The organism is Enterobacter sp. NFIX58 (genome assembly GCF_900110475.1).
GTDB classification, from domain to species: Bacteria; Pseudomonadota; Gammaproteobacteria; order Enterobacterales; family Enterobacteriaceae; genus Enterobacter; species Enterobacter quasiroggenkampii.
The window spans coordinates 353,208-366,766 of the sequence record NZ_FODW01000001.1 but is presented as its reverse complement, the minus strand read 5'-3'; the positions used below and the strand labels follow the sequence as shown (position 1 = coordinate 366,766).

11 protein-coding genes are annotated in these 13,559 nt (G+C 52.0%); 7 read left to right on the top strand and 4 right to left on the bottom strand.

All coding sequences use genetic code 11. The features are described from left to right. Window positions 1–267 precede the first annotated feature (267 nt). The 4 genes from BMW97_RS01820 to BMW97_RS01805 all read left to right on the top strand — a co-directional run bounded on the left by BMW97_RS01820 (window position 268) and on the right by BMW97_RS01805 (window position 4,715). A complete protein-coding gene (locus BMW97_RS01820; RefSeq protein ID WP_045908853.1) occupies window positions 268–2,391 on the top strand; it encodes a putative bifunctional diguanylate cyclase/phosphodiesterase in 2,124 nt (707 codons plus the stop codon). A 92-nt stretch (window positions 2,392–2,483) separates the two neighbouring features. After that, window positions 2,484–3,716 carry a sensor domain-containing diguanylate cyclase gene (locus BMW97_RS01815; RefSeq protein WP_045908854.1) on the top strand — a complete coding sequence of 411 codons (1,233 nt, stop codon included), beginning with the start codon at window positions 2,484–2,486 and terminating at the stop codon, window positions 3,714–3,716. 74 nt (window positions 3,717–3,790) lie between these two features. Continuing rightward, a complete protein-coding gene (locus tag BMW97_RS01810; RefSeq protein WP_045909000.1) occupies window positions 3,791–3,931 on the top strand; it encodes an Ecr family regulatory small membrane protein in 141 nt (46 codons plus the stop codon). A gap of 217 nt (window positions 3,932–4,148) precedes the next feature. After that, on the top strand, window positions 4,149–4,715 hold the full coding sequence (locus BMW97_RS01805; RefSeq protein WP_080347316.1) for a DJ-1/PfpI family protein: 567 nt from the start codon (window positions 4,149–4,151) through the stop codon (window positions 4,713–4,715). Window positions 4,716–4,848: 133 nt separating this feature from the next. Here BMW97_RS01805 and BMW97_RS01800 read toward each other — a convergent pair whose 3' ends face one another. From BMW97_RS01800 to BMW97_RS01790, 3 genes are all read right to left on the bottom strand, one after another. Next, entirely contained in the window at window positions 4,849–5,187 is a 339-nt protein-coding gene (locus BMW97_RS01800; RefSeq protein WP_045909001.1) for an STAS domain-containing protein, read from the bottom strand. 89 nt (window positions 5,188–5,276) lie between these two features. Beyond that, window positions 5,277–7,694, bottom strand: coding sequence for a glycogen/starch/alpha-glucan phosphorylase (locus tag BMW97_RS01795; protein WP_045908856.1), 2,418 nt, complete (start codon window positions 7,692–7,694; stop codon window positions 5,277–5,279). Between the two features lie 263 nt (window positions 7,695–7,957). Then, window positions 7,958–9,574 (bottom strand): peptide ABC transporter substrate-binding protein, encoded by a 1,617-nt coding sequence (locus BMW97_RS01790; RefSeq protein ID WP_045908857.1) that lies wholly within the window; start codon window positions 9,572–9,574, stop codon window positions 7,958–7,960. A gap of 185 nt (window positions 9,575–9,759) precedes the next feature. On the opposite strand from BMW97_RS01790, the gene mpaA reads away from it, so the two are divergent. Beyond that, window positions 9,760–10,473: a murein tripeptide amidase MpaA gene (gene mpaA / locus BMW97_RS01785; protein WP_045908858.1), complete on the top strand. Its 714-nt coding sequence runs from the start codon at window positions 9,760–9,762 to the stop codon at window positions 10,471–10,473. Here mpaA and ycjG read toward each other — a convergent pair. Beyond that, a complete protein-coding gene (gene ycjG / locus BMW97_RS01780) occupies window positions 10,464–11,429 on the bottom strand; it encodes an L-Ala-D/L-Glu epimerase (RefSeq protein ID WP_045908859.1) in 966 nt (321 codons plus the stop codon). The two genes, mpaA and ycjG, sit on opposite strands and share 10 nt — an antisense overlap. A gap of 107 nt (window positions 11,430–11,536) precedes the next feature. On the opposite strand from ycjG, the gene tpx reads away from it, so the two are divergent. After that, window positions 11,537–12,043 carry a thiol peroxidase gene (gene tpx, locus BMW97_RS01775; RefSeq protein WP_023335907.1) on the top strand — a complete coding sequence of 169 codons (507 nt, stop codon included), beginning with the start codon at window positions 11,537–11,539 and terminating at the stop codon, window positions 12,041–12,043. A gap of 275 nt (window positions 12,044–12,318) precedes the next feature. Further along, complete coding sequence (locus tag BMW97_RS01770; RefSeq protein ID WP_045908860.1) at window positions 12,319–13,527, top strand: aldose 1-epimerase family protein; 1,209 nt, start codon at window positions 12,319–12,321, stop codon at window positions 13,525–13,527. Window positions 13,528–13,559 lie beyond the last annotated feature (32 nt).

Genomic DNA, 13,559 nt, shown 5'->3' with positions numbered 1-13,559 from the left:
TTAAGCGATACCATCCGCTGCGGCGCACTGATACAATCGCCGTTATATTTAAGGAGCTTTGCTACTTTTATTCGCTCTTGTTTAGCAATGCTTAATACGTTAACAATGAGAATATATTTTATATTCTTCATACGTTTTAGAGTATTAATATGACTGGTCATTTTACACGATAAAAAACTAATATTGTTTGAATGCGCATGTTCGTTGCCAGATAAAGATGTGCCCGGCAGGCGAAATCGGTAACCCTCTCAGGCGTGGGATTGCATAATGCTCAATATATCGTGGGACCCTGTGTTAATCGCTATCTCTTATCTGGTGGCGTTTATCGCCTCCTTTGTGGCGCTGGACAGTGCCGGAAAGATCCCCCTTTCCAGCCGAAAGGCTGCCCTGTTCTGGCGTATGGCCGGTGGCATCTCGCTCGGCATAGGCATCTGGTCGATGCACTTTATCGGCATGCTGTCGATGCAAATGCCCATGATGATGCGCTATGACCTCTGGTTAACACTTGCATCGCTGGGCGTCGCGGTTATTGCGTCGACCACGGCCCTTGATATTGCCGTCGCGGGAAAAAAACGGTCTCTCTTTCGCCCCATCGTTGCCACCGCAATCCTGAGCGCAGGCGTGGTATCCATGCACTATATCGGTATGGCGGCCCTGATGCTGGATGGCAGCATCATCTGGGATCGCCGTATTGTGGGGTTGTCCGTGGTCATTGCCGTGGTGGCTTCCGGCACTGCGCTGTGGCTGGCTTTCCGCCTGCGAGACAAAGGGGTTTTTATTGAGCGCCTTCTCGCGGCCCTGGTCATGGCCGCCGCCATTTGTGCGATGCACTATACCGGCATGAGTGCCGCGCATTACCCGGAAATGTCGCATACCCTTCCCGGTGGGATCGGCGAGCTCGGGTTATCCATCTGGGTTTCGGTCACCACGCTCTGCCTGCTTGGCGTGATGTTAATTATTTCCCTTGTCGACTCTCACCGGCGTACCGGCCGGCTGACGGACAATCTGCGGCAGCTCAATCGGCAGCTTGAGCTGCAGGCGCGCTTTGATGCGCTCACCGGACTCGCGAATCGCCATCAGATGGACATCCGCATGCAGGACTGCCTGCGCAGCGCGTTGCTGAGTAACAGGCAATTTGCCGTCATTTTCCTGAACGTCGATCATTTCAAACGCGTCAACGATACCTGGGGTCACAGCGTCGGCGATGAGTTATTGATCACCGTTGCTCAGCGCATCACTTCCCGTCTCACGCGTGAGATGACCCTGGCAAGGCTGGGAGGTGACGCCTTTATTCTGCTGGTACCGGAATGCGACGACGACAAACTCAACGCCCTGCTCGCGTCGTTGCTTGAGGATGTGCGACGTCCTCTTTCGATCTGTGGTCATACGCTAAGCACGACAATCAGTGCGGGCGTCAGCCTCTATCCTCAGGATGGCGAAACGCTGCATGAGCTAAAGCTCAAGGCGGATGCAGCCCTGCATCACGTCAAAGACGACGGCCGGAACGGATGGGCGCACTACCGCTCCGAGATGTCGACAGCAATCCCGGCAAAACCCGGTTTTCTGCAGGAACTCTCTCAGGCGCTTGAGCGCGATCAGTTTGAACTCTGGTACCAGCCAACCTGGTATGCACAAGAGAAGACTATCCATGGTTTTGAAGCCCTGCTGCGCTGGCGGCACCCTGAGCAAGGCGTTGTTCTGCCGGGCCTGTTTATCCCCTCGCTGGAACAAACCGGCTTAATTATTCCGGTGGGCAACTGGGCCATTGAAGCGGCATGTCGACAGCTGCATTTCTGGACTGAACAAGGGTTCAGCCAGTGGACGCTGTCGCTCAACCTGTCCCCCGTCCAGTTCGAACAGCCGGACATTTTCCACATCGTATCGTCGATGCTGGAAAAATATAGCTTGTCCCCATCCAGGCTGATCCTTGAGGTTACGGAGAGCACCGCGCTGAAAAATCTCGACCGCAGCATTGAGTTACTCAACGCGTTTAATCATGCGGGGATCACCGTCTCGATTGATGATTTCGGTACGGGCTACTCGAACCTGCTGATGCTGAGCGTGCTGCCGGCAAAAGAGCTCAAGATCGACAAAAGCTTTGTAACGTCGATGCTGGAAAATGAAAAAAGCTACAAGCTGGTTGAAACCATCATGAGTATCGCCCGAACCATGGAGATGAACGTGGTGGCTGAAGGGATTGAAACCCAAGAGCAGCAGGAGGTTCTCACCCGTCTCGGCTGCGACTACCTGCAGGGTTATCTTTTCTCCCGCCCCTTACCTGCCGAGCAGGTGCCGTGGCTGCTTCTGCAGATAAACTCCGACAGGCAAATTATACCCATTAATAAAATTCAAACGGACCCCGCATTTATTTCACAAAAAAACCATGCCTGATGGGGTTGAGTAGAGTATGTTTCAAAGCAGTAGACACTCGTCACGTCTGTCATGATTGTCAGGCGCATTGAGCCGATGAACAGGAAATGCCTATGTCGCAAAACGGTTTTGAAGCGCTGAACGTCATTAAAACACCCGTATGGCTGATTTCCCCCGCTTCGGAAGCGATCGTTTTTGCGAATGTGACCGCAACGCAGCTTATGGGAGAGAAGACCCTGAACCAGTTGCGTAAAGGTCTCTATTCCGCGAATGCACAGCACCTCCTGTCGATGTATGTACCTGAACTGAAAACCGGGCAGGAGATCGTCGAAATCTGGACAATAAATCGGGATGGACAGGATACGCCGCTAAGCTGTCGTCTCTCGCTTGCCCATTACGCCCCCTGGGGAGATGTGATTGTTTTCGAGGGGATCGCCCAGCACATTCTCTCTGGACTGAAGGCCAGCCGCTCCGCAACCTACCGGCGGAAAAAACAGGGGTTTTACGCCCGTTTTTTTCAAACCAACAGCGCGCCGATGCTGTTAATCGATCCGGCCCGCGATGGCCAGATTGTTGATGCTAACCTGGCCGCGCTCAATTTTTACGGTTACTCACATGATGACATGTGCAGTAAACATACCTGGGAAATCAATACTCTCGGGCGAGACGTGTTGCCCATTATGACTGCGATTGCCGCGCTGCCCGGCGGCCATAAGCCGCTCAACTTTGTTCACCGCCTTGCCGACGGCTCTACCCGCCACGTTCAGACGTATGCCGGCCCCATTGAGATCTACGGTGACAAGCTGATGCTGTGCATCATCCACGATATCACCGAGCAAAAAAGACTGGAGCAAGAGCTGGAACATGCCGCGCTACGTGACTCCATGACCGGGTTACTCAACCGACGCCAGTTCTACGCGATTACCGATCCCAACAACCTGAATCATCTTCCTGCCCAACAGCAGTTTAGCCTGCTGCTGGTGGATACCGATCGCTTCAAAAACATCAACGACCTGTTTGGTCATTTGAAGGGCGATGAGGTGCTTATCGCCCTCTCCCGAACGCTGGAAGCCTGTAGCCGGGAGAATGACCTGGTGTTCCGCTGGGGAGGCGAAGAGTTCGTTATCCTGCTTCCGCATACCGCTCTCGACATCGCGTTGCAGATTGCCGAGTCGATCCGTGCAGCCGTTGCCCGCATTACGATTCCGGGCTTACCGCGGTTTACCGTTAGCATTGGCGTGGCGCGACATAACCAGGGTGAGACGATTGATGAGCTGTTTAAGCGGGTAGACGACGCGCTGTATCGCGCTAAAAATGACGGACGCAATAAAGTCCTTGCAGCATGAAACTGGAGTATATGGGAAAGCCCCGCTACAATGCCTGCCTCGACTCAATTAACTTCAGGTGGGTAAAATCTGCAATGGGAAAAACAGAAATAATACTCACCTTAATTATTTTGCTCCTTATTATATTTGGCTTATGGTTTATTTTTAGCGGTGAGATCTGGTACCTCGTCGAATTTCTCGAAAATAGTCTCTACCCGACCTTCGATGCACCATAACGCACGTTTAATATCTTGTTTCACCTACCGAATTTGTCAGGTATCTGCAAGCCTGACAGCCGCGTAAGATACGCGCCGTTATCCTCCAACTACGTTGATAACGAATCACTTATTCATTTGCTTATGTTGCCCGTGCTCTGACGGGCTTTTTTATTTCCGGCATTTCAGCCACGCCAGGCTATATCTTAATCATCTTTAATGACAAGGGAGAGGAATGATGAGCAAGAAGATCCTGATGCTGGTGGGCGATTATGCCGAAGATTACGAAACCATGGTGCCTTTTCAGGCTTTGCAGATGATTGGCCATCAGGTGGATGCAGTCTGCCCCGACAAACCAAAAGGCGACTACATCATGACGGCAATCCATGATTTCGACGGCGCCCAGACCTATAGCGAAAAACCCGGTCACCGCTTTACCCTCAACGCCGACTTTTCCGCCGTAAAGGAGCAGGACTACGACGCGCTGCTCATCCCCGGCGGCAGAGCGCCCGAGTATCTGCGGCTAAATGAGGATGTGCTAAAGCTGGTACAGGCATTTGACGCCGCGCGCAAACCGATTGCTGCAGTGTGCCATGGCCCGCAGCTGCTCGCTGCCGCGGGCATCCTGAAAGGCCGTACCTGTAGCGCCTACCCGGCTTGTGCACCTGAGGTACGCCTCGCGGGTGGACACTACGCCACGATCGGCATCGATCAGGCCCATGTCGACGGCAACCTGGTGACGGCTCCCGCCTGGCCCGCCCATCCGCAGTGGCTGGCGAAGTTTAGTGCGTTATTAGCACAATAGCGCGCCGGTATCAGTCCGGGTGAATACCGTGCGGGTGGAGCGGAGCCATGTTTTCAGGACTGGCGCGAGAATGCGTCAGTTCTCGTTTTAACCGTTGGCACATCCCGCTTTCTCCCCGAAGAGCGCTGTGATATTAGCCCATCAACACCTGCAGGGCATCCTGCCGATTGGCCTTAATAGAAAAAATACGATCCATCCTGGTCAGCTTAAAGAGATCGTGTGTATTGCTGTTAAGCGAACACAGCACCAACTCACCCTTGCCGTTTAAACTCTTGAGTATGGATACCAGCGCGCCGAGACAGCTGCTGTCAATAAAATCTACGTGGCTGAAATCCAGCAATATCTTTTTATTACTTTTTTCAATCACCTCCAGCACCTGCTGCTTAAAGGTCTGCTCGACAGAAGCATCCAGCCTGCGAACCAGCGGAACGACAATCTGTACGTCATTTTCACTCTGTATTTCTAAGTTCATAATCAGCCTCGCATCAGGCGTAACGTGTTCCCGAATAATGATCATAGTGCACCGATATCGCTCCCGGAAGGCAACCGGAAGCATGCCCCTCAGCAATTTATTCCCCAAATATCCCTTGCATAGCCCTGAATGGTTCTGTCACTCGAAAACTCTCCCATTCGGCTAATATTTAGCAACGCTTTTCGATGCCACTGGCGGGGATGTTCAAAATCAGCCATTGCCTGACGTTGGGTTTGACTGTAGCTGTCAAAATCCAGAAGATGACAATAATGATCGGCTGTTGTCAACATATGGTGTAGCGGTGCAAAAATTTCGCGATCGGCGCTAAATTCACCTGAAATAAGCGTATCCACTATACGCATCATTCGAGGATCGCTCTGACGATAGAAACGATTATTATCGCCATTTGAACGCATTTCATTGACTTCTTCAGCCGTAGCGCCGAAAAGATAGAAGTTTTCTGCCCCAACAGCATTAAGAATTTCAATGTTGGCACCATCATACGTACCCATTGTTAACGCACCATTCAGCGCGAACTTCATATTACTGGTTCCAGATGCCTCCGTACCTGCTGTGGATATTTGTTCAGACAGGTCTGTTGCCGGTATTATGCTTTCGGCTAAGGAGACTTTGTAATCCTCAAGAAAAATGACTTTCAGCTGTCCGGCAATACGCGCATCGCTGTTGATTTTATTCGCAACAGCATTAATTAACTGAATAATAAGCTTTGCCATTCGATAACCGGGTGCCGCTTTACCTGCAAAAAGATGCACCTTAGGCGCTATGGTTCTCCCATTCTCTTTAATATCAATATAGAGAGAAATGACGTGCAGAATATTCAGAAGCTGGCGCTTGTATTCGTGAATGCGTTTTACCTGGCAATCAAACATTGCCATCGGGTCCAACATAATCCCATAACGTTGTGAAACAATCTGGCTCAGCGCGGATTTATTTTTGAATTTAATGCCGCGAATATGATCGATCACCCCCGTATCATCCGCATGCTTCTCCAGCTGTCGAAGCATATGTAAATCCGTCGGCCATCGGGTACCCAATTGCTGATTCAGAAACGCGGCAAGATTTGGGTTAGCCTGCTGCAACCATCTGCGCGGTGTAATGCCGTTGGTCTGATTAATGAATTTATCTGGCGTAATAAAATAAAAATCGGGAACCAGGTGCGTTTTGATAAGCTCGGAATGGAGCATTGCCACCCCATTAACACAGTGACTCCCGACGATGGCCAGATTTGCCATCCTGATGCTTTTCTCTTTGTTCCCCGAAAACAGTGACAAGGAGGTCAATAAGTGCGGTTTGTCTGGCCATCGGGAGGCGACATCCGCAAGAAAACGATGGTTAATTTCAAAAATAATCTGCAAGTGTCGCGGCAACAATTTTTCGAACAACGCCACTGGCCAGGTCTCCAGAGCCTCGGGCATCAACGTATGGTTGGTGTATGCACAGGTTCTTTGGGTGATATCCCAGGCCTGGTGCCAGGGAAGGCTGTACTCGTCGACAAGTATTCGCATCAACTCGACAACAGCCAGCGCGGGATGCGTATCATTTAGCTGGATGGCGACATGCCGCGGAAGTAACGAAATGTCAGTTTCAATCTCAGCGTATTCGCGAAAAATATCTCGCAAGGTACATGCTACAAGAAAATACTCCTGAGTCAGTCGCAGCTCCTTGCCCGAGAGGATCTCATCAGAAGGATAGAGTATTTTTGAAATATTCTCGGAGGCGATTTTTTCACTGACCGCTTTGATGTAATCGCCATGGTTGAAAATATGAATATCAAAAGAGTTAGAGGCTACGGCACTGTATAAACGAAGCTTATTCGTGGTGCTACCTCTGTAGCCAGAAACGAAATAGTCATTTGGGATACCAACGATGGTATTCCACCCCAACCACATTGGATTATAATTCCCGTCAGCATCATCTGCATGCTCGATATATCCACCAATTGGGATCAGCATTGCCTGGCTATGGTGTTCAACCAGCCAGGGGGAATGCATGGAATGCCAGTCGTCCGGATGTTCGATTTGCTGACCATTCTGAAAAGACTGCCTGAATAAACCATATTCGTATTTTATGCCATGACCTGAGGCAGCAATGTCTAACGTTGCCATTGAATCAATAAAGCAGGCAGCTAACCGCCCAAGGCCACCATTTCCAAGCGCGGCATCGGGCTCTTCGTCAAGAATACCATCGAAATCAAACCCCAGGTCAGTGACAACCTGACGCATATCATCAAGCAAATTCAGGTTCATCAGGTTATTGCGTAATGACTGCCCAAGCAAAAATTCCATCGAGAGATAATAAACGCGTTTTTTCTTTTCCACGCGTTGCCGGGCCTGACTATCGAGAAAGCGATCTTGCTGAAAATACCGCACTGCCAGCGCCACAGCATTGAATATATCGCCGTTGGTGGCCTTGTCTATGCTAACGCATAACGTATATTTTAATTGTGTTTCGACAAGTTCACGCAACTCTCTGTTAGTGAAAGACATGTTGACCTCACTGGAGTTACTGCATGTTTTTAATATGCAGAACACAAGATATTATTTTGTTCAAGTGTAGACGGCGATATTCAACTCATGCAATTTTTACCCACCATTGCGTATGGTGTTGTTTTTGCATCGCCTGAGAAATATCAGCAGTAAGTATCGTCAGGAAAGTGCGACTTTCTGCTGTGGCGGGAGAGAATCAGAAGGAGCAACTGGCGCTAAGCTCCGCGCCAGTTCTGGATTTGGTAGCAGCGACCCCCTACTCGTCAGTGCTTCTCAATATACATCGTCCGGCTATACGCCACGTCTTCCGGGTTATTAATCGGATACCCTTTCACCCACGGCTTAATCAGACGACCGTTGGTGTACTGGTAAATAGGCGCGATAGGTGCTTTCTCCATAAGGATTTTCTCCGCCATGTTGTAGTCGGTGTTACGCGCTTTAGCCGTGGTTTCAAGCGTCGCCTGGTGGATTATTTTATCGTAAGCCGGGTCATTGAAACGCGAGATATTGCCGCTGTGGGTTGAGGTCAGCAGGGACAGGAAGGTCGAGGGCTCGTTGTAATCCCCCACCCATGACGCGCGGATCACATCAAAATTGCCGGTATTGCGGCTGTCAATGTAGGTTTTCCACTCCTGGTTTTGCAGCTTGACATCCACACCGAGATTTTTCTTCCACATGGACGCCACCGCAATGGCGATTTTCTGGTGGTTTTCCGACGTGTTGTACAACAGGTTCAGCTTCAGCGGACGCTGAGGGCCGTAGCCTGCGGCCTGGAGCAAGGTTTTGGCCTGAGCGTTCAGCTCCTGCTGGGACATCTGCTCGAACGGCGAAGGTTCAGGCGTGAAGCCCGCCGTCACGTCAGGGGTAAAATGCCAGGCCGGTTTTTCGCCGGTACCCAGTACCTTTTCCGCCATAATGCGGCGATCGATAGTCATGCTCAGGGCAAGACGAACCCGGGCATCGGCCGTCGGCCCCTTTTGCGTATTAAACGCGTAGTAGTAGGTCCCGAGCTGAGGCGGCGTATACACCTGTCCCGGAATGTCCTTCAGGAGCTTCTGATACATGTTTTTCGGGAACGATTCGGTAATATCGATATCCCCTGCCAGATAGCGTTTCGTGGCGGACGATTCCTGGTTAATCGGAATAAAGGTCACTTTTTGCAGGACAGTTTTCGCATTGTCCCAATAGTGGGTGTTCGGCACGACAACCAGTTTTTCATTCACCACGCGGTCGTTCAGGACGTAGGCGCCATTACCGACCAGCGCTCCCGGACGCGTCCACTCTTTTCCGCTTTCAACGTTCGCTTTTTGCACCGGATAGAAGGCGAAGTTTGCCGTCAGGTTGCTAAACCACGGTAGCGGCTTATCCAGCTGGACGCGCAACGTCCTGGCATCCACCGCCGTCACGCCCAGGGTATCAGGCGCTGCCTTACCGTCGATGATAGCCTGCGCATTGTTGATACCTGCCAGCGCTGCAAACCAGGCAAACGGAGAGGTCGTTTTTGGGTCAACCAGACGCTGCCAGCTGTAGACAAAATCCTGCGCGGTGACCGGCGTACCGTCAGACCATTTTGCGTTATCACGCAGGGTGAACGTCCAGGTACGGTTATCGTTACTCTGCCAGCGCGTCGCCACGCCCGGGGTCAGTTCCCCTTTCTCATTCTGATTCACCAGCCCTTCGAAAAGATCGCGAATCACCTGAATCTCTGGCAACCCCACCGCTTTTGCCGGATCGAGCGAAGCCGGTTCATCTTTAATATGTCTGACCAGCTCCTGTTTTTGCGCCAGCACCGTGCCCTGTGGGACATCAGCAGCGTATGAGAGTGTAGAGAGCCCGCACAGGCACAGTGCGGTGAAAAGACGCGAAACAGGATGCTTCATAAGATCCCCTTTAAAAAATTCAGGTAACAAGCAGATGCGTAATTATTTGTTTCGACAATAAGAAATGCAAATAACTTACGCCTGAATAGTGATTTAAGGCAATTCTCAGCCGCTACGGAAACTATTTGATTAACAGCGGCTTTTGCACAACACTGCCAGTAGAGACTTCTTTATCAGGATTTCGTATGGCAACCACCCGACCCCGCGCGGAACGCGGCGCCTTCCCTCCGGGCGCTGAACAATATGGCCGCTCATTTTTAGGCGCATCGCTGATCTGGTTCCCGGCACCCGATGCCGATCGCGAAAGCGGTTTGATTATTGCCGGCACACACGGTGATGAAAACTCGTCTGTCGTCACGCTCTCGTGCGCCCTGCGGACATTGACCCCTTCATTACGACGTCATCACGTGATTCTTGCCGTCAATCCGGATGGCTGTCAGCTGGGATTGCGGGCGAATGCGCGGGGTGTCGACCTGAACCGTAATTTTCCGGCAGCAAACTGGCGCGCTGGCGAAACGGTTTATCGCTGGAACAGCTCCGCCGAGGAGCGGGACGTGGTGTTGCTGACGGGAGACAACCCTGGCTCAGAGCCGGAAACGCAGGCGCTGTGCCAGCTTATCCATAAGATCCATCCCGCCTGGGTTGTCTCCTTCCACGACCCGCTGGCCTGCATTGAAGATCCGCGCCACTCTGACCTGGGCGCGTGGCTGGCACGGGCGTTCGACCTGCCGCTCGTCACCAGCGTGGGTTATGAAACACCCGGATCATTCGGGAGCTGGTGCGCCGACTTAAGCCTGCCCTGCATTACCGCTGAGTTCCCGGCGATCTCCTCTGACGAAGCCAGCGAAAAATACTTAAAAGCCATGATGGAGCTTCTGCGCTGGCAACCTCAGAGATGAAGCACGCCGCTGGTAAATTTCAGGGCCGGTGAAACGTCAACCGCCAGCCACGTCGGGCCATCCAGATCGGCGAAACGAACCTGATTGACCAGCGGCAGCGCCGCGCCGATCGCCCGGGAAGTGCAAAGCATGCATCCCAACATCAGGTCGAACCCCTGCGCCCTGGCGTCCGCCGCCAGAGCCAGGGCTTCAGTCAGTCCGCCTGCCTTGTCGAGCTTGATATTGACCATGTCATAGCGGCCCTTAAGCTCGCTCAAATTCTCGCGGGTGTGGCAGCTTTCATCCGCGCACACGGGCAACGGATGGATAAAATTCTTCAGCGCCGCATCCTCTTCTACCGGCAGAGGCTGTTCCAGCATCGCCACCCCCAGGTCAGCCAGCAGCTGGCATCGCGCGGCGAGCCCTTCGGGGTGCCACGACTCGTTGGCGTCCACAATCAGCGTGGCTGAAGGAACCGCCGAGCGAATAGCGACCATCCGCTCGCTTATCAGACGATCGTCTAGCTTCACTTTTAACAACGTGGCTCCGGCCTCATAGAGCGCTTTCGCACTGGCGGCCATCTGCTCCGGCTCCCCAATCACGACCGTTTGCGCGGTCACGACGGACTCCGGCACGACCACGCCCAGCAATGATGTCAGCGATTTTTGCTGCTGAGCGGCTTCAAGGCTCCAGAGCGCACAGTCGATGGCGTTGCGCGCCGCCCCGGCGGGTAAACGCTGCTGTAATGCCTCGCGCGTGAGCCCTTTTTGCAGGTCAGGCACCAGGGTCATGATCTGCGCCATCACAGATGCAAGGCTTTCCCCATAGCGCGGATAAGGCGTACATTCTCCGACGCCTTTCACACCATCTTCTTCAATTTCAACCACGACCACGCTGGCTTCACTTCGGCTGCCGCGGGAGATCACAAACGGGGTATGCAATGGCCAGGCTTCTTCATAGACTTTAACGCTTCTCATCACTGACTCCTTGCAGCCCGGAAAGGCGAAAAATTTGGTTTGCCGTGTTATCTGCTGATGGCATACACTAGCCACGACGTTAACTATATGTAAACAGGAAGATATCTATGTCACAACTCGTTCATTTCCAGGGCAACCCGGTTGCTGTAGCAGGTTCCATTCCGCAGGCTGGCAGCAAAGCGCAGGCATTTACTCTGGTGGCTAAAGATCTGTCTGACGTCACACTGGCTCAGTTTGCGGGCAAACGCAAAGTACTGAACATTTTCCCAAGCATTGATACCGGTGTTTGTGCCGCATCCGTGCGTAAATTCAACCAGCTGGCGACTGAAATGGACAACACCGTTGTGCTGTGCATTTCCGCTGACCTGCCGTTTGCCCAGTCCCGTTTCTGCGGTGCCGAAGGCCTGAGCAACGTTATCACCCTCTCCACCCTGCGCAGCGCAGATTTCCTCGAGAAATATGGCGTCAGCATTGCGGAAGGCCCTCTGAAAGGTCTGGCAGCACGTGCTGTACTGGTTCTGGACGAAAACGACACTGTCGTCTTCAGCGAACTGGTTAACGAAATCACCACCGAGCCGGACTACACTGCCGCGCTGGACGTGCTGAAAGCATAATAAGTCCTTAGCATTCTATACAACTTATTCTCAACCTCGCTTCGGCGGGGTTTTTTATTATTTCAAAGCTGAATCGTTAAAGCATAAATACTCGCATGTCACATTAATCCTGCAATAATCAGAGCAATGTGTAACATGATCGTGATCAACAACGCATAATAATCGTTAAAATCCCCTATTTTCATCCCGAGTGAAGCCCATCACATTTCCCTTTTTGTCTAAACATTAGATTTGCTTACGAAAGAAAATAATCGTTTCAGCAAAAAGGATAAAATATGAAGATCAAATTCGCTTTTACGCTCCTGGCGGTCCTGGTTTCTGGCCATGCCGCGGCTAAAACCTGGGTGCTGACAAGTGCTGAAAGCAGCGTAGAGAAAGGAAACTGGAAGATTTCCAGTGATGAGCTGAAAGTTAAAGATCAGACGTTCAGCATTGAGCAAAAAATCTTACACGGCGGCAAGCAGGAAGGCAGTAAAATCATCATTATTAGCAGTAAAGATGGCCTGACGATTACCCTGAGCCCGACACGCGGCATGAACCTTCTGCACGTTGAAGGGTTTGGCACCCGACTGGGATGGAATTCACCCGTCAAAGAGGTCGTCAATCCTGCCTACATTAATCTTGAAAGCCGAAACGGTCTCGGCTGGCTGGATGGATTCAACGAGATGATGGTGCGCTGTGGCTACGAGTGGACAGGTCATCCGGTCACCGCAGATGGGCAAATTTACACCCTTCACGGCAGGGCCGGAAATACACCAGTATCGCAGGTGGAAGTTGAGGTGGCGGATACCGCCCCGCATGAGATCCGCGTTCGGGGTTTAATCAAAGAGAGCACGTTCAAAAAAGCGGATCTGCAAACCATGACCGAACTGCGCTACGTTCCCGGAACTAACCAGTTCAGTCTGCATGATGTTCTGACCAACCATGCCGATTACCCTCATGATTATCAAATCATCTATCACAGCAACTTCGGGACGCCGATCCTCGAAGAAGGCGCACGTTTCCTTGCGCCGGCCGTGAGCGTGAGCCCATTCAATGACTACGCCAAAGCGGGCGTTAACGACTGGCAAACCTACGCCGGGCCGACAAAAGGCTTTGATGAGATGGTCTTTAACATTCAGCCGCTCGCCGACAACAACCACGAAACGCTCGCGGCAGTGGTCAATAAAGCCGGCGATAAAGGCGCGTCAATCCAGTTTGATACGCGCCAGTTGCCCGTGCTGACCTTATGGAAAAACACCGACACGCTGAAGCAGGGTTATGTCACGGGCATTGAACCGGGCACCAGCTACGCCTACCCCGTCACGATTGAACGCGAACAGAAGCGGGTTAAGCAGCTGCAGCCTGGCGCCAGCGCGCAGTTTGATCTGACCTATACCCTGCTCCACAGCCCGCAGCAGGTGAAAGAGGTTGCAAGCAGGATTGCGTCGATTCAGGGCGAGACAAAAACAGACATCGTTAACACGCCGCTGGCGAAGGAATAAATCTAAAGTGAAAAGTAAAAAGCCTCTTTGCA

Coding starts and splice junctions, on each gene's coding strand:
- BMW97_RS01815 (WP_045908854.1), top strand. CDS start 2,484: ATGTCGCAAAACGGTTTTGAAGCGCTGAACGTCATTAAAACACCCGTA.
- BMW97_RS01810 (WP_045909000.1), top strand. CDS start 3,791: ATGGGAAAAACAGAAATAATACTCACCTTAATTATTTTGCTCCTTATT.
- mpaA (WP_045908858.1), top strand. CDS start 9,760: ATGGCAACCACCCGACCCCGCGCGGAACGCGGCGCCTTCCCTCCGGGC.
- BMW97_RS01820 (WP_045908853.1), top strand. CDS start 268: ATGCTCAATATATCGTGGGACCCTGTGTTAATCGCTATCTCTTATCTG.
- BMW97_RS01790 (WP_045908857.1), bottom strand. CDS start 9,574: ATGAAGCATCCTGTTTCGCGTCTTTTCACCGCACTGTGCCTGTGCGGG.
- ycjG (WP_045908859.1), bottom strand. CDS start 11,429: ATGAGAAGCGTTAAAGTCTATGAAGAAGCCTGGCCATTGCATACCCCG.
- BMW97_RS01800 (WP_045909001.1), bottom strand. CDS start 5,187: ATGAACTTAGAAATACAGAGTGAAAATGACGTACAGATTGTCGTTCCG.
- tpx (WP_023335907.1), top strand. CDS start 11,537: ATGTCACAACTCGTTCATTTCCAGGGCAACCCGGTTGCTGTAGCAGGT.
- BMW97_RS01770 (WP_045908860.1), top strand. CDS start 12,319: ATGAAGATCAAATTCGCTTTTACGCTCCTGGCGGTCCTGGTTTCTGGC.
- BMW97_RS01805 (WP_080347316.1), top strand. CDS start 4,149: ATGAGCAAGAAGATCCTGATGCTGGTGGGCGATTATGCCGAAGATTAC.
- BMW97_RS01795 (WP_045908856.1), bottom strand. CDS start 7,694: ATGTCTTTCACTAACAGAGAGTTGCGTGAACTTGTCGAAACACAATTA.